Genomic DNA, 18,654 nt, shown 5'->3' on the forward strand with positions numbered 1-18,654 from the left:
AACCAGAGGTTTCTCTCCCTATGTCATACGCCATCGGACAACGTTGGATCAGCGATACTGAAAGTGATCTTGGTCTAGGTACTGTCGTCGCCATTGACGCACGCACCGTTACCCTCATGTTTCCGGCCAGCGAAGAAAACCGCTTATACGCCAGCAGTGATGCACCCATTACCCGCGTGATGTTCAATGTGGGTGACACCATCGAAAGCCACGAAGGTTGGTCGCTAAACGTTGAACAGGTCACTGAACAACAGGGTGTACTTACGTATATCGGTACCCGTACTGACACCGGTGAAGAAAACGTGCAACTGCGCGAAATTCTGCTCAATCACCACATCCGATTTAATAAACCTCAAGATAAATTGTTCGCTGGTCAAATAGACCGGATGGATCGCTTTGCACTTCGCTACCGCGCACTAAAAAATCAATATGAGCAACACAAGAGCCCAATGCGTGGCCTTTGTGGTATGCGTGCAGGCTTGATCCCACACCAGCTTTTCATTGCGCATGAAGTGGGGCGTCGTCACGCACCACGCGTTTTACTTGCCGATGAAGTTGGCTTAGGTAAAACCATCGAAGCAGGCATGATCATCCACCAACAAGTGTTGTCAGGCCGCGCTTCTCGCATTCTGGTCGTTGTGCCTGAGACCTTACAGCATCAATGGTTGGTTGAAATGCTTCGTCGCTTCAACCTTCACTTTTCTGTGTTTGATGAAGAGCGCTGTATTGAAGCCTTTGCCGACGCTGATAACCCATTTGATACCGCGCAATTGGTGCTGTGTTCATTAGATTTCCTTCGCAAGAGCCGTAAACGCGCTGAACAAGCCGCGGAAGGTGAATGGGATCTGTTGGTGGTCGATGAAGCGCACCACCTTGAGTGGAGCGAAGCAAAACCAAGCCGCGAATACCAAGTGATCGAAGGCATTGCTGAAAACACACCTGGCGTATTGCTGCTTACAGCAACCCCTGAGCAATTGGGCCATGAGAGCCACTTTGCACGTCTTCGTCTTCTCGACCCAGATCGCTTTTACGATTACCAAGCCTTCGTTGACGAAGAGCGCCAATATGCGCCTGTTGCGGATGCGGTAAGCCAATTGTTGTCTACTGATGCCTTGAGTAATGACGCGAAAAACAGCATCACTGAATTGCTGTCTGAGCAAGATGTTGAGCCCTTACTGCGCATCATTGAAGCGGGTGATGTCGAAGACCAACAACGTCGCGATGCCCGTAACGAATTGATCGACAACCTCATGGACCGCCACGGTACCGGACGCGTTTTATTCCGTAACACCCGTGCGGCGATCCAAGGTTTCCCTGAACGCCATTTGAACGTGTATCCATTGGCATTGCCAAGCCAATACCAGACTGCGATGCGCGTAGCAGGCATGATGGGCGGCAGCCAAAGCATTGAGCAGAAAGCCGTGCAATGGTTGTACCCAGAAGATATCTACCAGCAATTCGAAGGCGAAAACGCCAGCTGGTGGGGCTTCGATCCACGTATCGATTGGTTGCTTGATTTGCTTAAATCCAACCGCAACGAAAAGATTTTGGTGATCTGTTCCCGTGCGCAAACGGCGCTGTCTCTTGAGCAGGCATTGCGTGAACGTGAAGGTATTCGTGGTACCGTCTTCCACGAAGGCATGTCAATCCTTGAGCGTGATAAAGCTGCGGCCTACTTCGCGCAAGAAGAGAGCGGTGCGCAAGTGCTGATCTGTTCTGAAATCGGCTCAGAAGGCCGTAACTTCCAGTTCGCGAACCAACTGGTGATGTTCGATCTTCCAATGAACCCTGACTTGCTGGAACAACGTATTGGTCGTCTTGACCGTATTGGTCAACAGCGTGACATCGAAATCCATGTGCCATTCATGGAAGGCACATCGCAAGCCCTGCTCGCGCGTTGGTACAACGAAGGCTTAAATGCGTTTGAAGAAACCTGCCCAACAGGTCGCGCCGTGTTTGAACACGTTCAAAGTGATCTTTTGACGCTACTTGCCAAAGGCAGCATTGATGACTCATTGGACGCGTTAATTGAAACCAGTGCCGACATGCACCACCGCCTAAAAGCGGCGCTTGAGAAGGGCCGCGACCGCTTGTTGGAAATGCACTCCAACGGCGGTGATGAAGCGAAAGCCTTGGCTGAAAAGATTGCCTCTTTTGATGGCGATACGAACTTGGTGACGTTCGCGTTGGGCCTTTTCGATACCGTGGGTTTGAACCAAGACGACAAAGGCGAAAACGCCATTGTGGTGACCCCATCAGAGCACATGCTGGTTTCTAGCTACCCTGGACTGTCAGACGAAGGCTGCACCATTACCTTCGATCGTGAAACCGCCCTGTCTCGTGAAGACATGCGCTTCATGAGCTGGGAGCACCCAATGATCCAAGGAGGTATCGATTTGATACTGTCCGAAGATGTGGGAACGACAGCCGTGTCATTGCTGAAAAACAAAGCATTGCCGGTGGGTACGCTGTTCTTGGAAATGCTGTTTGTTGCAGACGCACAAGCGCCGAAGAGCTCGGGTATCCATCAGTTCTTACCTGCAACGCCGATTCGCGTTCTGCTGGATGCAAACGGCAACAACTTGGCAGAGAAAGTGGAGTTTGAAGGCTTCCATCGTCAGCTAAGTCCGGTGAACCGTCATTTGGCAAGCAAACTGGTGTCGTCCGTTCAAACCCAAATCCATGGTTTGATCGAACTGGCAGACCCAATGGCACAAAAGCAACTCGTGACCGTGAAAGAAAATGCGGAAGCAGAGATGACACAGAAACTGCGCGCAGAGCTTGATCGCCTTCAAGCCCTAAAAGCGGTGAACCCAAACATTCGTGACGATGAGCTAGAAAGCTTGGAATCACAAATGGGCGATTTACGTGGTTACATCAACCAAGCACAGGTTCGCCTCGATGCGCTGCGTGTGATTGTGGTGAGTCATCAGTAATCTGCGCTAACGCTTCACGTGTAAACTCGAAGGCACAGCGTCAGCTGTGCCTTCTTTTTTATCTGTACGCTGCTCACCCTCTTCTCTTTCAAGCCTGTCGTGCTACACTTCCGGCCGTCCAAATATCGAGCGAAAACATGAGCGATTTTATCTACAATCCGCCAACGGAGCCTTGGCTAGATGTTATTTATCAGGATGACGACATCATTGCCATCAACAAACAAAGCGGTTTGCTGACGAACCCCGGCCGTGATCCCGCACACTACGACAGCGCTTGGTCTCGCGTGAAAGCGGAATACCCAGAAGCTGAACTGGTGCATCGCCTCGATATGTCGACGTCAGGACTGATCGTATTTGGCAAACACAAAGATGCCGAGCGTCACCTCAAGGCCCAATTCCGCGAACGTGTAACCCATAAGCTTTACTACGCGCGTGTTTGGGGCGTGGTTGAGCAAGATGCGGATCGTATCGACCTCCCATTGATTTGTGATTGGCCAAACCGTCCATTACAAAAAGTCTGTTTCGAGCACGGCAAACCGTCAGTGACCGACTACGAAGTGATCAAGCGTGAGAAAAAAACCACTTTGTTGCGTTTACTGCCCATCACTGGCCGATCGCATCAACTTCGCGTGCACATGCTTTCACTCGATCATCCCATCGTAGGCGATGATTTTTATGCACATCCACAAGCGCTAAAGTACTCACCAAGGCTGCAACTTCATGCTGCAGAGCTGGCATTTTTACACCCAGGTTCAGGTGAGCCGATGCACTTGTCAGCGCCGTGCGAGTTTTATCAACAGGCCCCGAGCGATACTTTAGTCACACGCGGTATCGAAGCTGACCCGAGCTTGTTGAAATAACGCTCACTAACTTTTACAGTGGCGGAAAAAGGAAGCCCGCCATGGAAAAGATCGTTTTTCTCGACAGTGCCACTATCCCTGCTCATATCCACATTCCGACACCGTCGTTTGACCATCAATGGGTAAGCTACGAAGACACCGCCCCCCATCAGGTTCTTGAACGTCTTGCTGATGCCACCATGGTGATCGCCAACAAAGTCGTTTTAGACGCGAATACACTGAGTCAACTCCCTCATCTTAAGCTCATTGCTGTCTCCGCAACGGGTTACAACAATGTCGATCTGACCTGGTGTCATGCGCACAACCTGCCTGTTTGCAATATACGCGGCTACGCCACGCGCTCAGTACCTGAGCATGTCATGGCGTTAAGCTTTGCCCTTCGCCGCAACCTCACTGCCTATCATCGCGACATTGAAGACGGCGTCTGGCAACAGAAAAACCAGTTTTGCTTTTTCACGCACCCTATCGGTGACATTGCAGGATCAACGATCGGCATTGTGGGATCGGGCAGTTTAGGGCAAGGGGTTGAAGCGTTAGCAAAAGCCGTTGGCATGACGGTCCTGAAAACAGAACGTAAAGGTGCCACCACTGTCCGTGAAGGCTATGTCTCGTTTAATACCATGCTAGAGAGCGCAGACATCGTTACTTTGCATTGCCCGCTCGATGCATCGACATCCAACCTCATTGGTCGAGAGGAACTCGAACGCATGAAGCCTTCTTCCATTTTAATCAATACCGGACGCGGCGGGTTGGTCGATGAATTTGCCCTTGTTGAAGCGCTGAAAAAGGGGGACATTGCTGGTGCTGGGGTGGATGTATTCACGCAAGAGCCCGCGTCAATTTCCAATCCATTGCTTGCCCATGCCGGTATGCCGAACCTGATATTGACGCCCCATGTGGCTTGGGGTTCAGATTCCAGTATTCAAACTCTGGCCAATATTTTGATTGAGAATCTCGATGCGTTTGTCGCAGGAACGCCTCAAAACCTCGTTTGACGTGAAGCGTTTAATGAGAAACATCGATAAAAAACGCTCAGAGCAATTACCTTCTGAGCGTCATTTTGAATGGTGAAGAAGGGCTTATTTGAAGCCCTTTTCTTTTTTGATGAGATCGTAAGCGGCTTGGATTTCTTGGGCTTTTTGTTTCGCCATTTCCATCATTTCAGGGGGTAATCCCTTTGCCACCAGCTTGTCAGGGTGATGTTCATTCATCAGCTTGCGGTGAGCACGTTTGATCTCTTGTCCGGTTGAATTTTCATCCACACCCAGAATTTTATAGGCGTCTTGCACACGGTTGGCAGAATGCTCTGGTTGCCAATGTTGCTGGCTTCCCCCACCTTGGCGATAGAACTTAAATGACGCTTCTTGCATAGCAAGGCGCTGTTCAAGCTGCTGTCGAGAAAAGCCAAATGCCGATGCAACAGTAAACAAAATCTGACGCTCGCTCGGGTGCATCGAACCATCGGCGTAAGCTGCCTGAATTTGCAACTCGAGGAAAAATTGGAGGAGATCAAAACGTCCGCCACAGTTGCGGCGAACATCATCCAGCACGTCATCCAACGGGAAGCCGCTTTCTTTCCCTTCACGAAAGGCATCTTGTGCTTGTCTACGAGATTCACCCTGCAACCCCATGCGATCCATGATTTCCGACGCTAAACGGATTTCATTTTCAGTTACCTGCCCTTTGGCTTTGGCCACGTGCCCCATCACTGCAAAGGCACCATGAAAATACGCTTGCTGGCGCTGCTGTTGGTTCGCCCCACGAAATCCACCACCAAAGGCGACATTTTGTTTCGCTTTATCGAACTTATGACCTAAAAAGAGGCCTAACAATAAGCCCGGAATGTTCCCCAGCAGGAAGCCAAAGAATGCCCCCAGCACTTTCCCCCAAACCATCATCAATCTTTCTCTATTGGTTGATTTATCTTATTTGCGCCAGACATCTGGAACCTAGCAGGTGCTGTTAGACGCAATTTGCATTATCATAACCCACATTTTTCAGCAAAAATTGCTAGGACGCAGCGCAAGAGTATACCAGTGCTGTACGCCAACAACAGGATTGAGTTTTTAATGTCACTGACAGCAAGAAGTTTTTTGTCCACCATGATTTGCTTTGCCCTCTATGGACAAGCCATGGCGGAAGAGAATCCTGCCGCACAGGACGGCCAAGCACCAATGGTAATCCCAACGGATACCTGCCTCGCGCCAGAATACCGCTGCCTTAACAAAAAAGAGCAAGTCGAAGACGTTAACAACGCACCTGTCACTATCGTTGCAGATCGCGCAGAAGCGAAAGCAAATGACAAGGCGATTTATAGCGGGGATGTCGTCGTTACTCAAGGTCATCGCACCATGAAGTCTGACACAGCAACCTTGCGCCAGCCTGAAAATATCGTGACGGCTGAAGGCAATGTGTATTTTCATGATGGCGAAATGGCTGTATCTGGCAAGTCACTGCAAAGTAACTTAGATACCGAAGACACCACGCTGCTCGATGCTGAATACCAAATGATGTGTGAGCCGGGGCGCGGGCAAGCGAAACGCGTCTTTAAAAATGGCACCACGTTCTACGAACTCGAAGACGGCACCTACACGACTTGTCCTGACAACGATGACAGTTGGCGTTTCAGTGCGGGTAAAATCGAAAAAGAAGACGGTGACATCTTTGCCGACCTCTACCATGCGCGCTTCGAAGTACTCGACACGCCGGTTTTTTATCTCCCGTACCTTCGCGTACCGGTTGAAGATGGCCGACTAACGGGCTTCCTCTACCCGTCGATCAGTTGGAATGATAATGACGGGGTCGAACTTTCGACGCCATTTTATTGGAACATCCACCCGCAAACGGACATGCTGATCACACCGAAGTACATGTCCAACCGCGGCACCTTCTTAACGGTTGAACCTCGTTACCTGACAAAAGCAGGCAGCGGCTCCATGGTCATTGAGTACATGGGCCAAGATGATCTCTATACCGATTATTCGAAAAGCTGGGGCTTTAACTGGCAACATGCGGGTATTCAAGATCATTGGAAGTATGACGTTGATTACAGCAAAGTCAGCGACATCAACTATTTTACGCGTCACACCGACTCTCGCGTTGGTAACCGTGAAGACAACACCTTGCTACAAACTGGCAGCGTGTCTTACCGTGATGAGAATTGGAACAGCACCTTAAACGTCCGAAACTTTCAAGCATTGAGTGACAATGCGTCGGTCTATCGTCTATTGCCCCAGCTTGCCTTTAACTACTACCGTCCTGAGATGGGCTATGGTTTAGACTTTTCTATGCCAAGCCAAATCAGCAAATTTGCTACCGACGATAACAGCAAACCAGATTCAACACGCATCAATGTGGAACCAACACTGACACTGCCTTACACCTTGCCATGGCTGACTGCGACCGCCGAAGGTAAAGTGTTTTATACCTATTACGATCAAACCAACATTGAAGGCGTACAAGGCATAAATGGCGAAACGTTAGAGTCTACGGTGTCTCGCGTGGTGCCGATGGCAAGACTGCACAGCGTGATCACACTAGAACGTGATACCTCAATCTGGGGAAGTGACTACACCCAAACCTTAGAGCCACAGGTTCAATACCTTTACATCAAAGACGTTGACCAAAGTGGTATCTATAACCCAGTAAATTACTCAGGCGGTGGCTATGACACGGCCAGATTGCAAACGGACTACTACGGTCTGTTTCGTGCGAACCAGTTTAGCAGCGTGGACTACATCAACCCAGCGAACCAATTTACCATTGGTGCCGCCTCTCGCTTCTTTGATGACGGGTACAAAGAGCGCTTCAACATCGCCTTTGGTCAAATTTACTATCTCGATAGACAAAAAAGCCAAACCGACAATGCCATCAACTATTCAGCCTGGGCCGTTGAGACGGAGCTTAACGTGAATGATCAGTGGTTTGTCCGTGGCTCGGTGGAATACGACAGCAATATCGAGAGCTTGCAGTTTGGTAATGCGACCGTGGAATACCGCGATGGCGGCTTCTTTGCGCAAACCAGTTACCGTTACGTTTCAAAAGATTACATTTCCAGCACCATCGGCTCTGAAAACTTAGATTTGATTACAGAAGACGGTATTTCTCAAGCGGGTATCGTGACTGGTTTCCCAATAGGGAAAGGCGTGAGCTTCAGAGGCCAGTACTTCCAAGACCTGACGCAAAATATCATGCTGGAAAACCAATTTGGTTTCACGTACCGCTCCGATTGTTGGGTTATCGGCCTGAGCTACAACGAGTATCTACTGTCGCGCAGTAACATCAACAACGATGCACGATATGACAACAGTGTTTCCTTGTCATTTAGCTTACTTGGTTTGGGCGATGGCGCTGGATTTGGATACGACTCAGCAAGCGGCAATGCATTGGGGTATCGCAGCCCATTCGGATTAAAAAATTAATGACGACATCTTTGGAAAAGCAAATGAAAAAATGGACGAAAGCTTTACTGGCCGTTGCTATCTCTGCCAGTTCGTTATCAGTGTCGGCCGCTCCGGCAGAACTTGATCGCGTCATTACCGTGGTCAACGAGGGCGTAATTCTTTCTAGCGATATTGATGCACTAAAGAAAACGGTATCACTGAACGCTAAGGCGGAAAATTTACCGCCAGAAGATGTGCTCGAACAGCAGATCCTCGACCAATTGATACTTGAAGAATTACAGCTTCAAGAAGCGAAACGCCTTGGTATTCGAATTGATGATTCGCGTTTAGAGCAAGCCATTGATGGCATTGCAAAAGACAAAAATACCTCAGTAAAACAGCTGCGTAGCGAATTAAAAGCCAACGGCATTTCTTGGGCTCAGTATCGCGACCAAATTCGTCGTGAGATGACCATCAGCGAAGCGCGAAATGCGCAGGTTCGCCGACGCATCAGTATCTTGCCGCAAGAAGTGGAATCGTTAGCAACGCAGCTTAATGCAAAAAATCTTGAGAAAGTCGAGTACCGCCTCAGTCATATCCAACTTCGTCTCGACGAAGATGCAGATAAAGCAGAACGCGATAGCGTCTCTGACAACGCTGATGAGATAGTGACAGAGCTAAAAACAGGCCGTGACTTTGCCGCCCTTGCCCTTGCCAATTCAAAAGGACCTAAAGCCTTAGAGGGGGGTGATTGGGGATGGATGCGACTCGAAGAGATGCCGACGATTTTCGCTGATCATATCGGTAATAATGGTAAAGGTGCCATCATCGGTCCTTTCCGAAGCGGTGTGGGTTATCACATCCTTAAAATTACGGATGTTAAGGGCCTTGAGTCCGTGGCAGTTACCGAAGTTAAAGCGCGTCACATTCTCATTAAACCGTCGATTGTCTTGAGTGATGAAGGTGCGCAGCGCCAATTGAAGTTGATTACTCAACAAATCAATGACGGTGACAAAACCTTTGAAGAACTGGCGGAACAATACAGCGCCGATTCTGGCTCAGCCGTAAAAGGTGGTGACTTAGGTTGGCAAACTACGGAGATTTACGTCCCTGAGTTTAAAGACAAAGTCGATACGCTATCAGAAGGCGTTATCAGTGAACCGTTTAAAACCGTTCATGGTTGGCACATTGTAGAAGTCCTTGATCGTCGCCAAGCTGATCGGACGGACGCTGCCATGCAAAACCGCGCATACCGCATGCTCCTAAACCGTAAGTTCAATGAAGAAGCACAAGCATGGCTGCAGGAGCTTCGTGCAGGTGCGTATGTTGAACAAGTGGGTGATGAAAATGACAACAGCTAATCCGCAACGCATTGCCATTACGCCGGGAGAGCCCGCTGGCATAGGTCCAGATTTGGTGTTGGCGCTTGCACATGACAAATGGGCGCATGAGTTAGTCATTTGCGGAAATAAAGAAATGCTGGCTCAGCGTGCCAAGCTATTGGGTCTCGACGTCACCTTGGTGGACTATAACCCAGACGCTACACCGAAAGCGCACACACCGGGTACGCTCGTTGTGTGCGATGAGCCATTGGATGCCGAGGTTGTTGCAGGCCAGCTCAATGAAGCGAATGGCAAATATGTGCTAAACACATTGAGCCGCGCGGCTGAAGGTAACATGCAAGGCGAGTTTGCCGCCGTGGTAACAGGCCCGGTCCACAAAGGCGTGATTAATCGCTCTGGCGTTTCGTTTAGCGGGCACACAGAGTTTTTCCAACACCAAGCCAATGTGCAACAAGTCGTGATGATGCTTGCCACTGAAGGCTTGCGCGTTGCACTGGTGACAACGCATATCCCTCTCGCTTATGTGTCAAAAGCCATTACCGAAGAACGGCTTTTTCAAGTCATCCACATTTTGCATGATGATTTGAAATCTAAGTTCGGGATTGCAGAGCCTAAAATCTATGTGTGTGGTTTAAATCCGCATGCAGGTGAAGACGGCTGCTTGGGCAGAGAAGAGATCGAAGTGATTGAACCTGCTCTTGAAAAGTTGCGTGAACAAGGGATGAATCTGGTGGGTCCATTGCCCGCAGATACCCTTTTCCAAGACAAGTACCTTAAAGAAGCAGATGCCGTGTTAGCGATGTATCACGATCAGGGCCTGCCTGTGTTAAAATTTAAAGGATTTGGTAAGTCAGTCAACATTACGCTTGGACTGCCTTTTATCCGAACTTCTGTAGATCATGGTACCGCATTGGATTTAGCTGGTACCGGAACGGCGGATACTGGAAGCCTGCGGACAGCGCTCTCCCACGCCCTTGAATTAGTAGATAAGAAAGCATGAGCGATAACGTCCACTTAGGTCACCGCGCCCGTAAGCGCTTCGGCCAGAACTTCCTGAACGATCCGTACATCATTGACGGCATTGTGTCGGCCATCAACCCACAGCCAGGTGAAAACCTGGTAGAAATCGGTCCTGGCCTTGGTGCACTGACTGAGCCTGTGGCAAACGAAGTCGATAAACTGAGCGTGGTTGAACTGGACCGCGATTTGGCTGAGCGTCTACGCCACCACCCAGTATTGTCGAAGAAGTTGACGATTTATGAAGGCGATGCCATGAAGTTTGATTTCACGGCGCTGTCTTCACCAGAAAACCCGCTACGTATTTTCGGTAACCTGCCGTACAACGTATCAACGCCATTGATGTTCCACCTTTTCACTTTCGCAGGCGCTGTGAAAGACATGCACTTTATGTTGCAAAAAGAAGTGGTTAACCGTCTGGCTGCGGGCCCTGGTAGTAAAGCATATGGTCGTTTGACCGTGATGGCACAATATTACTGCAAAGTTGTTCCAGTACTTGAAGTGCCACCAGAAGCGTTTACACCTGCACCTAAAGTCGATTCAGCGGTCGTCAGATTGATCCCGCATAAAGAACTACCGCACCCGGCAACGAGCCTTAAGTGGTTGGAACGTGTTTGCCGCGAAGGTTTTAATCAGCGTCGTAAAACTGTACGTAACTGTTTCAAGGCCTTGCTTGATGCAGACACGTTAGTGGCACTAGGCATTGATCCAACAACACGCCCTGAGAACCTCACTCTGGCACAGTTTGTTGCCATGGCTAACTGGTTGGATGCAAACCAACAACAATAATAAAAGGACACATTACAGGGATGGTAAACAACAATTTTACGGTTCGCGTGCTTACGCATTATGTTGAAGAACAATCTGAACCGGATAATAAACGTTATGTGTTCTCATACACGGTCACGATTGAAAACAATGGTGACCGTGATGCGCAGCTTTTACGTCGTAAATGGCTGGTTACTGACGCAAACGAGAAGAAGTTAGTGATTGAAGGGGAAGGTGTTGTCGGCGAGCAGCCGGTGATCCAAGCGGGCGATCAATACACTTATACCAGCGGTACGGTGATAGAAACCCCCGTCGGTGTGATGCAAGGCCATTACGCCATGCAGTACGATGACGACGAAACGCCGTTTACCATCGACATTGCTCCTTTCCGTCTTGCTCTGCCAAATATCCTTCACTAGGAGTTTTCTTGGCTACCTATCTTGTTGGCGATATTCAAGGTTGCTATTCCGATCTTCGCAACTTGCTTGATATCGCCAAATTTGATCCCAACATCGATCATCTTTACATCGCAGGCGATCTTGTCGCGCGAGGCCCTGATTCACTAGCCGTACTTCGCTTTGTGCGCGATCTTGGCGAACACGGACATGCCGTTCTAGGGAACCACGATCTTCACCTTCTTGCGGTTGCGGAAGGGATCATGAAGGTTAAGGCAAAAGACAAAACCCTCCCTATACTCGACGCGCCTGATAGCAAGGTGTTACTGACCTGGCTGCGACACCAACCTCTACTTATTCATAAAGCATTGGATAACGGTACATCGCCGGGCTTTGTCATGACACACGCTGGCATACCACCCGTTTGGGATCTCGCTAAAGCACAAAAACACGCCCAAGACGTGGAGGCCGTGTTACGCAGCGATCGCTATCTATGGCTTTTGCAAAACATGTATGCGAACGAACCGTCTGTATGGTCAAAGTCTTTGGAAGGTATTGAACGACTTCGCTACATCATTAATGCATTTACCCGCATGCGCTTTCTCACCGCCGTTGGTGGTTTAGACATGGCCTGCAAGCTCCCACCTAACAAGATACATGACAACTCACTCGTGCCTTGGTTTGATGTTCAGCGTCATAAACCCATGAAAGAGACAATGGTATTTGGTCACTGGGCTGCACTGAATGGCGTGTTTCAAGAGAATATCTTGGGGCTAGATACGGGGTGTGTCTGGGGCGGTGCGCTGACCATGGTACGTTGGGAAGATGGGCAAAGATTTTCACTTCCTTGCCCGATACATGCTGACTAACGTTTAAAGCGAAGATCAACTTATCTATCGAGTACAACAAACTCCATGTTGTACTTGTTCTTCTCATCCGCAACGTAGTGCTCAGAGTGGCTGGTTTTCCACCCTTCTCCCCAAGCAGGGAAACAGGTGTCGCCCTCAATATCTGCATCGATAAAGGTTAGATACAGACGATCAGCCATAGGAAGCGATGCTTCATAAATCGTTCCGCCACCAATGATCACTGCCTCTTCCACACCGTCAACCAAGGTCAGTGCTTGATCGATGCTGGTCACGCTTTCAACGCCTTCCGCCATCCATTCACTGTTACGGCTAACGATGATATTTCGACGTCCTGGTAGTGGCCTACCAATAGACTCATAGGTTTTGCGCCCCATGATCACAGGCTTTCCCACTGTGTTGTGTTTGAACCAACCAAAATCGGCAGGCAAATGCCATGGCATCGTGTTGTCTTTACCGATGATTCGATTTTTTGCCATCGCTGCGATCATGCTGATTTTCATCGTGAACAGATTTCCTTTGTCATTGAGCGTCGTATTTTATCCAAAGATCGCTATGCTACACCACGGACTTTCTGCGGTAAAACAAGAGTCCTGGCATTGCCAAACCGATCGCTAATGCAGCGATCATAAACAGCGCTTTAATGCCATTGTTCATCATGGTTGCCCACAGTTCGTCGTTGAATCCCAAACTGTTAATTTCCACTAATGCAATCATGGCCTTGAACGCAAATACGCCCGGCACCATAGGGATGATCGCAGCAACGGTAAACACCTTAGGGTGCGCCATAAAACGTTGAGACCAGTACACACCGACCATGCCGACCAAGGTTGCAGCACACAGTGTGGCCCACTCAATCGGCACGCCATAGTGCATCAAAAGGTATCGACTTCCATGCCCAATCGCGCCGCCGATGGCACAGTATTTAAGTGCTTTCACGGGGACATTAAATACTAAAGCAAACCCAACAGCAGGAACCGCTGCAAACAACATGTCATGAAGAAGGCCAAGTAGCAGAGTCATAACCACCCCCAAATGCCCGTCACATTCATCGCGCCTACAATGCCAAGACTGGTAGCAAGGGTCAGCAAACTCGCCATCACCCAACGGGCAATGCCCATATTGACGTAACCTTTCACCATGTCAGACACCGCGTTGATCAGCGGGAAGCCTGGCACCAACATCAGTACTGACGATGCCATAGCAAGATAAGGCTGGTTGCCGATGTTCATCATTGCGCCGATGCTCGACACGAGTGTTGTCACAAACGCCGTAACACCAAAGTTCAGCAAAGGGTTGAATTGACGATGGCCGATTTCCTGACGCACAACCATACCGATGAAAGACGCGACAAATGTTAAGGCAAACACTGACTCGTCACCACCGGACAGGCGGCTGAAACTCGCACATGAAAGACCGATAACAATAGCAACAAGCCAACGGTTATAGCGCTGAGGGGAAATACGATTCAGGCGTGTTTTTACGCCATCTTTATCAAGGAGATGTTTCTCCGTCATGATCAAGATGCGCTGGATCTCGGTGATCACCCGCATGTTGATCCCACGATCCGGGCAGCGACGCGCCGTCGTAATACAGTGATCATTGTGTATCGTGGTGATCACCATCGAACTGGCTGACAACGATATTTCCACACTGTCTAAGCCAAGTGCCTCACCCAATCGACAACAAATATCGCTCACCAAACGGCTTTCCGCACCGTGTTGAAGTAACATTTGCCCCGCTTGGCTCACTAAGCGGGAAAGGTTCCGCTGCGCCTCTTCATCCATTCCACTGACTCCCTGCGCCATGCTCATTCCCTCGTATAGTTTGACCGCAATATGATGAACTTCGGTTTTACGTCAATTCTGTTCGGTTTACTTTGATTTGGGCGAAAAAAAACCGCCTATTAAGGCGGTTTCTTATTGGGAGATAGTTATGGACGGTAGATGATTTCTACATCGTAGTCATCTTCGTTCCAATCATCCCAATCGTCATCATCGTCGTCGCTTGACTCAGCATTTTGCTTCTTAAGTTGCTCTTCGTGGTAATCGTCCCACTTGAATTCAACTTTGCCTTCTTCTGCTGTTTCTTCAACAAGCTGTGATGGCATTGATTCGATAAGTTCCATCAAATCATAAGTAAGTTGCTGCGTATTGTTACGATTGATCGCTGAAATCGTGTAGTAAGGTTCATCCCAACCTAACGCTTCCAGAACACGTTCAACACGTTCTTCCGCTTCTTCGTCTGACATCAAATCCATTTTGTTGAATACGATCCAACGTGGTTTGTCTGCCAGCTTTTCGCTGTAACGCTGAAGCTCTTCAATGATGGTAAATGCATTGTCGACAGGATCTGATTCGTCAACTGGCATCAGGTCGATCATGTGTAAAAGCACACGACAACGCTCAAGGTGTTTCAGGAAGCGAATACCGAGACCGGCACCTTCCGCAGCACCTTCGATAAGGCCAGGAATGTCAGCGACAACAAAGCTCTTGTTATCAGCAACACGCACCACACCTAGGCTTGGCACCAAGGTAGTAAACGGGTAATCCGCCACTTTTGGTTTCGCTGCAGACACTGCACGAATGAAGGTCGATTTACCGGCATTCGGCAAACCAAGCATACCTACATCAGCAAGAAGCAAAAGCTCGAGGCGCAGGTGGCGCAATTCGCCTTTTGTGCCCATAGACTTCTGACGAGGTGCACGGTTTACGGAAGATTTGAATCGGGTGTTACCCAATCCGTGCCAACCACCTTTTGCCACCATGATCTTCATACCATGTTGGGTCAGGTCAGCAATCACTTCACCGGTGTCTTCGTCGACAGCACGTGTACCAACAGGTACGTTTAGTACCAAGTCGTCGCCACGTTTGCCCGTACAGTTACCGCCACGGCCGTTTTCGCCACGTACCGCAGCATGAAAACGCTCAAAGCGGTAGTCAATCAGAGTGTTAAGGTTTTCATCAGCCAACAAGTATACATCGCCGCCATCACCACCATCGCCACCGTCAGGACCGCCTTTAGGCACGTACTTTTCGCGACGGAAACTGATGGTACCGTTACCACCGTCTCCCGCCTCAACGCGGATCACCGCTTCATCTACAAATTTCATCTTAAATTCTCCATACCCTACGTCACCCGAACATGCTCAGGTCAAACACGCCTCATGGGTTCACGTTGGCGATATAGCAGCAACCCTGATGGAGCACTTTGGGTCAATGATCCTTATGATCTTAGGATCAAAAACCGTTAAGCGATCTTTTACGTCATTCATTGTTCACAGACTTAAACAGTCGTGGCACTCCTGACGCATACGTGACGGTTAATCCTCACGTAAATATGTTCACGTTTTCACGAAAACAGCTGCGGTATCGCCCTTAAGGGCTATATACCCAAGTGACTTTAAGCTGAAAATTCAGCGGGTTAAAGTCACTTGGGTACACAACAAAAAGCCCCGCCTAAAGGCAGGGCTTCTAAATTAGAATCGAGTGCTATTATTCAGCTTCGATGCTAACGAATTTACGGTTCTTAGGACCTTTAACTTCAAATTTTACTTTGCCATCAGACAGAGCAAAAAGAGTGTGGTCTTTACCGCAACCAACGTTAGTGCCAGCGTGGAACTTAGTACCACGTTGACGAACGATGATGTTACCTGCTAGTACAGATTCGCCACCAAAGCGCTTAACACCAAGGCGTTTACTTTCTGAGTCACGGCCGTTACGAGTAGAACCGCCAGCTTTCTTATGTGCCATTTATCTCTTCTCCTAAATTAAGCGCTGATGCCAGTGATTTTGACTTCAGTGAACCACTGACGGTGGCCCATTTGCTTACGAGAATGCTTACGACGACGGAACTTAACGATTTTAACTTTGTCGCCACGACCGTGAGTAACTACTTCAGCAGTTACTTTACCGCCTGCTACGAATGGTGCACCAACAGCGATTTCTTCGCCATTAGCTACCAGCAGAACAGTGTCAAATTCAACAGTTGAGCCAGTCTCGATGTCTAGCTTTTCCAAGCGAAGAGTTTGACCTTCACTTACACGGTGTTGTTTACCACCACTTTGGAAAACTGCGTACATGGTTTTCTCCGCATTTCCGCACAGCCTACTGCGTTTAAAAATTGTGCAGCGAGGGGTGCATTTAATTCATCAATAGGGCGCGAATTCTACGGCAAGATTCGCCAACTGGCAAGGGGGGAATGAAAGAAAATTGGCGAAAACCTGCTCAGTGATTATTCCTTTGTTCTTTATCACAACAGACCCTGTGTCGAGGGGCTAAATTTAGTGTAATATCATCGCAAAAATGACAGCAGCGTACTGCATTCTACCTTGGACCGGACGCATCAATGGATTTTAACACCATCCAAGCACTTACTGCCGATGACATGGCAAAAGTGGATAAAAAAATACTCGCGCAACTGAATTCTGATGTCGCACTGATTAACCAACTTGGTTTTTATATCGTCAGTGGTGGCGGGAAACGCTTGCGCCCAATGCTGGCTGTTCTTTCTGCCCGCGCGCTGGACTATCAAGGAGAGGGTCACTGCACGGCAGCCGCTTTCATTGAGTTCATTCACACCGCCACTTTGCTTCACGATGATGTTGTCGATGAATCAGACCTTCGCCGAGGCAAAGCCACAGCCAACGCCATGTTTGGAAATGCCGCTAGCGTGTTGGTTGGTGATTACATTTATACGCGCTCTTTCCAAATGATGACGGAACTTCGATCCTTGAAGATCCTCGACCTAATGAGCCATGCCACCAATGTGATTGCTGAAGGTGAAGTCTTGCAGTTAATGAACTGCAACGATCCTGACACCACCGAAGAAAGCTACATGCAGGTTATCTACTCGAAAACAGCACGTTTGTTTGAAGCGGCCACCCAGATTGGTGCCATTTTGGCTGAAGCGCCAGAAGACATTGAAAAAGCGATGCAAGATTACGGACGCTACTTGGGTACTGCATTCCAATTGATCGACGATGTCATGGACTACACCTCTCAAGGCGACGAGATGGGTAAAAACACTGGCGATGATCTTGCAGAAGGTAAACCGACTCTGCCATTGCTTCATGCCATGGCGCACGGGGATCACGATCAAGTAGCAATGATCCGCGAAGCGATCGAGAAAGCCAATGGCCTTAATAAGCTCGAACAGATCCTTGCTTGCATGAAACAACATGGTTCGTTGGAATACACCCAACAGCGCGCAGAAGAAGAAGCGGAGAAAGCCATCCAGGCACTGTCGCCGATTCCAGAGTCTTCCTATAAGGAAGCACTCAAAGCACTTGCCCACCTTGCAGTGAACCGCAAAAAGTAATACCAAAAACGCACTTCATAGAAGTGCGTTTTTATTTCTGCCTTATCTTATTCATTCATATCCCCACCTAAATCGATCTTCATAACAAGGAGCCTGTTTTGACGTCCCTCATTGCGAGAACCACCTTATTTCTGACACTGAGCCTTTTTCTGTTTGGCTGTACATCAAGTTACCGTCCTGCTGCCACCAGCTTTACAAGCTATGAAGATTTTCAAGCGGGGCCTGAAGGAGGCGTGGATCTCGTCTGGACACGAATAGGGTTACGAGATGCTGAACGACTAAAGCGGAAGATTGCGCAATACGACGCTGTGGTGATTGATCGAATCTATGTACTCACAAATGAAGACAACGCACTGAGTGACGAACAGCCTGCGTCTTAGCATCGCCATCAGTAATGTAGAGACGCCAAACCCTATCCTCGCAGTAACAAGCAGCCTACTGCCCGTAGGCTTAGGAATTTCAACCATCTCTAAGATCACCACAGGTGAGCACACCAATGTTGGCAGTGCGACCATCGAATTGCTTGCCAGTGATGCAAACACTGACAAGCCTCTCTTTGCAGCCATTGATCGCGAGGCGGGAAACAAAGATCTATCAACGATGATCGATTCTCTGGATGACGCAAAAGATGCCATTAACTGGTGGGTGGATCGTTTAGGTCAAACCTTGGTCGGTCAGTTTGATCAGACGCGCTAGTTTGTGGGCTTTTTCATTTGTCTGTCACCTTGAATACAAGATAGACGCCAAACATTTCCGAATATAACAGGC

General features: G+C 48.9%; 17 protein-coding genes and 1 pseudogene. 11 read left to right on the forward strand and 7 right to left on the reverse strand.

Going from position 1 to position 18,654, the window contains the following annotated elements; genetic code table 11:
• The first annotated feature begins 20 nt into the window (after positions 1 to 20).
• The 3 genes from rapA (at position 21) to EQP46_RS15905 (ending at position 4,791) form a co-directional block, all read left to right on the forward strand.
• Positions 21 to 2,936 (forward strand): RNA polymerase-associated protein RapA, encoded by a 2,916-nt coding sequence (gene rapA, locus EQP46_RS15895; protein ID WP_129494584.1) that lies wholly within the window; start codon positions 21 to 23, stop codon positions 2,934 to 2,936.
• 137 nt (positions 2,937 to 3,073) lie between these two features.
• Positions 3,074 to 3,796, forward strand: coding sequence for a bifunctional tRNA pseudouridine(32) synthase/23S rRNA pseudouridine(746) synthase RluA (rluA, locus tag EQP46_RS15900; protein WP_129494585.1), 723 nt, complete (start codon positions 3,074 to 3,076; stop codon positions 3,794 to 3,796).
• 41 nt (positions 3,797 to 3,837) lie between these two features.
• Positions 3,838 to 4,791 (forward strand): D-2-hydroxyacid dehydrogenase, encoded by a 954-nt coding sequence (locus EQP46_RS15905; protein ID WP_129494586.1) that lies wholly within the window; start codon positions 3,838 to 3,840, stop codon positions 4,789 to 4,791.
• 84 nt (positions 4,792 to 4,875) lie between these two features.
• On the opposite strand, the gene djlA is transcribed toward EQP46_RS15905, so the two are convergent.
• On the reverse strand, positions 4,876 to 5,694 hold the full coding sequence (gene djlA / locus EQP46_RS15910; protein ID WP_129494587.1) for a co-chaperone DjlA: 819 nt from the start codon (positions 5,692 to 5,694) through the stop codon (positions 4,876 to 4,878).
• A gap of 171 nt (positions 5,695 to 5,865) precedes the next feature.
• Here djlA and lptD point away from each other — a divergent pair, with 171 nt between their 5' ends.
• From lptD to EQP46_RS15940, 6 genes are read left to right on the forward strand one after another with little or no spacing between them, the layout of a single operon-like run.
• Positions 5,866 to 8,217 (forward strand): LPS assembly protein LptD, encoded by a 2,352-nt coding sequence (gene lptD / locus EQP46_RS15915; RefSeq protein ID WP_129494588.1) that lies wholly within the window; start codon positions 5,866 to 5,868, stop codon positions 8,215 to 8,217.
• A gap of 23 nt (positions 8,218 to 8,240) precedes the next feature.
• Entirely contained in the window at positions 8,241 to 9,539 is a 1,299-nt protein-coding gene (gene surA / locus EQP46_RS15920; protein ID WP_240671751.1) for a peptidylprolyl isomerase SurA, read from the forward strand.
• Positions 9,520 to 10,521, forward strand: coding sequence for a 4-hydroxythreonine-4-phosphate dehydrogenase PdxA (pdxA, locus tag EQP46_RS15925; protein ID WP_129494590.1), 1,002 nt, complete (start codon positions 9,520 to 9,522; stop codon positions 10,519 to 10,521). The genes surA and pdxA overlap by 20 nt, the downstream gene beginning before the upstream one ends.
• Positions 10,518 to 11,327 carry a 16S rRNA (adenine(1518)-N(6)/adenine(1519)-N(6))-dimethyltransferase RsmA gene (gene rsmA, locus EQP46_RS15930; protein ID WP_129494591.1) on the forward strand — a complete coding sequence of 270 codons (810 nt, stop codon included), beginning with the start codon at positions 10,518 to 10,520 and terminating at the stop codon, positions 11,325 to 11,327. Before pdxA ends, rsmA begins: the two co-directional genes overlap by 4 nt.
• A gap of 20 nt (positions 11,328 to 11,347) precedes the next feature.
• Positions 11,348 to 11,725, forward strand: coding sequence for a Co2+/Mg2+ efflux protein ApaG (gene apaG / locus EQP46_RS15935; RefSeq protein WP_129494592.1), 378 nt, complete (start codon positions 11,348 to 11,350; stop codon positions 11,723 to 11,725).
• Between the two features lie 8 nt (positions 11,726 to 11,733).
• Positions 11,734 to 12,570, forward strand: coding sequence for a symmetrical bis(5'-nucleosyl)-tetraphosphatase (locus EQP46_RS15940; RefSeq protein ID WP_129494593.1), 837 nt, complete (start codon positions 11,734 to 11,736; stop codon positions 12,568 to 12,570).
• Positions 12,571 to 12,590: 20 nt separating this feature from the next.
• Here EQP46_RS15940 and folA read toward each other — a convergent pair whose 3' ends face one another.
• The 6 genes from folA to rplU form a co-directional block, all read right to left on the reverse strand.
• Positions 12,591 to 13,070, reverse strand: coding sequence for a type 3 dihydrofolate reductase (gene folA, locus EQP46_RS15945; protein WP_129494594.1), 480 nt, complete (start codon positions 13,068 to 13,070; stop codon positions 12,591 to 12,593).
• Positions 13,071 to 13,125: 55 nt separating this feature from the next.
• On the reverse strand, positions 13,126 to 13,590 hold the full coding sequence (locus tag EQP46_RS15950; protein WP_129494595.1) for a threonine/serine exporter family protein: 465 nt from the start codon (positions 13,588 to 13,590) through the stop codon (positions 13,126 to 13,128).
• On the reverse strand, positions 13,587 to 14,354 hold the full coding sequence (locus EQP46_RS15955) for a threonine/serine exporter family protein (RefSeq protein WP_129494696.1): 768 nt from the start codon (positions 14,352 to 14,354) through the stop codon (positions 13,587 to 13,589). The genes EQP46_RS15950 and EQP46_RS15955 overlap by 4 nt, the downstream gene beginning before the upstream one ends.
• A 146-nt stretch (positions 14,355 to 14,500) precedes the next feature.
• Entirely contained in the window at positions 14,501 to 15,679 is a 1,179-nt protein-coding gene (gene cgtA / locus EQP46_RS15960) for an Obg family GTPase CgtA (protein WP_129494596.1), read from the reverse strand.
• 382 nt (positions 15,680 to 16,061) lie between these two features.
• Entirely contained in the window at positions 16,062 to 16,319 is a 258-nt protein-coding gene (rpmA, locus tag EQP46_RS15965) for a 50S ribosomal protein L27 (protein WP_002536479.1), read from the reverse strand.
• A 17-nt stretch (positions 16,320 to 16,336) separates the two neighbouring features.
• The gene (gene rplU, locus EQP46_RS15970) at positions 16,337 to 16,648 is read right to left on the reverse strand and encodes a 50S ribosomal protein L21 (protein WP_017012163.1); all 312 of its coding nucleotides are present in this window, start codon (positions 16,646 to 16,648) and stop codon (positions 16,337 to 16,339) included.
• A 266-nt stretch (positions 16,649 to 16,914) separates the two neighbouring features.
• On the opposite strand from rplU, the gene ispB reads away from it, so the two are divergent.
• A complete protein-coding gene (ispB, locus tag EQP46_RS15975; RefSeq protein ID WP_129494597.1) occupies positions 16,915 to 17,886 on the forward strand; it encodes an octaprenyl diphosphate synthase in 972 nt (323 codons plus the stop codon).
• 98 nt (positions 17,887 to 17,984) lie between these two features.
• A pseudogene (locus EQP46_RS15980) lies at positions 17,985 to 18,582 on the forward strand (DUF3313 domain-containing protein).
• Positions 18,583 to 18,654 lie beyond the last annotated feature (72 nt).

It is taken from the genome of Enterovibrio baiacu (assembly GCF_004120195.1).
Lineage (GTDB): Bacteria > Pseudomonadota > Gammaproteobacteria > Enterobacterales > Vibrionaceae > Enterovibrio > Enterovibrio baiacui.

What these genes read in the sequence shown, in the direction of transcription:
- rapA (WP_129494584.1), top strand. Translation starts at nt 21, where the DNA reads ATGTCATACGCCATCGGACAACGTTGGATCAGCGATACTGAAAGTGAT.
- rluA (WP_129494585.1), top strand. Translation starts at nt 3,074, where the DNA reads ATGAGCGATTTTATCTACAATCCGCCAACGGAGCCTTGGCTAGATGTT.
- EQP46_RS15905 (WP_129494586.1), top strand. Translation starts at nt 3,838, where the DNA reads ATGGAAAAGATCGTTTTTCTCGACAGTGCCACTATCCCTGCTCATATC.
- djlA (WP_129494587.1), bottom strand. Translation starts at nt 5,694, where the DNA reads ATGATGGTTTGGGGGAAAGTGCTGGGGGCATTCTTTGGCTTCCTGCTG.
- lptD (WP_129494588.1), top strand. Translation starts at nt 5,866, where the DNA reads ATGTCACTGACAGCAAGAAGTTTTTTGTCCACCATGATTTGCTTTGCC.
- surA (WP_240671751.1), top strand. Translation starts at nt 8,241, where the DNA reads ATGAAAAAATGGACGAAAGCTTTACTGGCCGTTGCTATCTCTGCCAGT.
- pdxA (WP_129494590.1), top strand. Translation starts at nt 9,520, where the DNA reads ATGAAAATGACAACAGCTAATCCGCAACGCATTGCCATTACGCCGGGA.
- rsmA (WP_129494591.1), top strand. Translation starts at nt 10,518, where the DNA reads ATGAGCGATAACGTCCACTTAGGTCACCGCGCCCGTAAGCGCTTCGGC.
- apaG (WP_129494592.1), top strand. Translation starts at nt 11,348, where the DNA reads ATGGTAAACAACAATTTTACGGTTCGCGTGCTTACGCATTATGTTGAA.
- folA (WP_129494594.1), bottom strand. Translation starts at nt 13,070, where the DNA reads ATGAAAATCAGCATGATCGCAGCGATGGCAAAAAATCGAATCATCGGT.
- EQP46_RS15950 (WP_129494595.1), bottom strand. Translation starts at nt 13,590, where the DNA reads ATGACTCTGCTACTTGGCCTTCTTCATGACATGTTGTTTGCAGCGGTT.
- EQP46_RS15955 (WP_129494696.1), bottom strand. Translation starts at nt 14,354, where the DNA reads ATGGATGAAGAGGCGCAGCGGAACCTTTCCCGCTTAGTGAGCCAAGCG.
- cgtA (WP_129494596.1), bottom strand. Translation starts at nt 15,679, where the DNA reads ATGAAATTTGTAGATGAAGCGGTGATCCGCGTTGAGGCGGGAGACGGT.
- rpmA (WP_002536479.1), bottom strand. Translation starts at nt 16,319, where the DNA reads ATGGCACATAAGAAAGCTGGCGGTTCTACTCGTAACGGCCGTGACTCA.
- rplU (WP_017012163.1), bottom strand. Translation starts at nt 16,648, where the DNA reads ATGTACGCAGTTTTCCAAAGTGGTGGTAAACAACACCGTGTAAGTGAA.
- ispB (WP_129494597.1), top strand. Translation starts at nt 16,915, where the DNA reads ATGGATTTTAACACCATCCAAGCACTTACTGCCGATGACATGGCAAAA.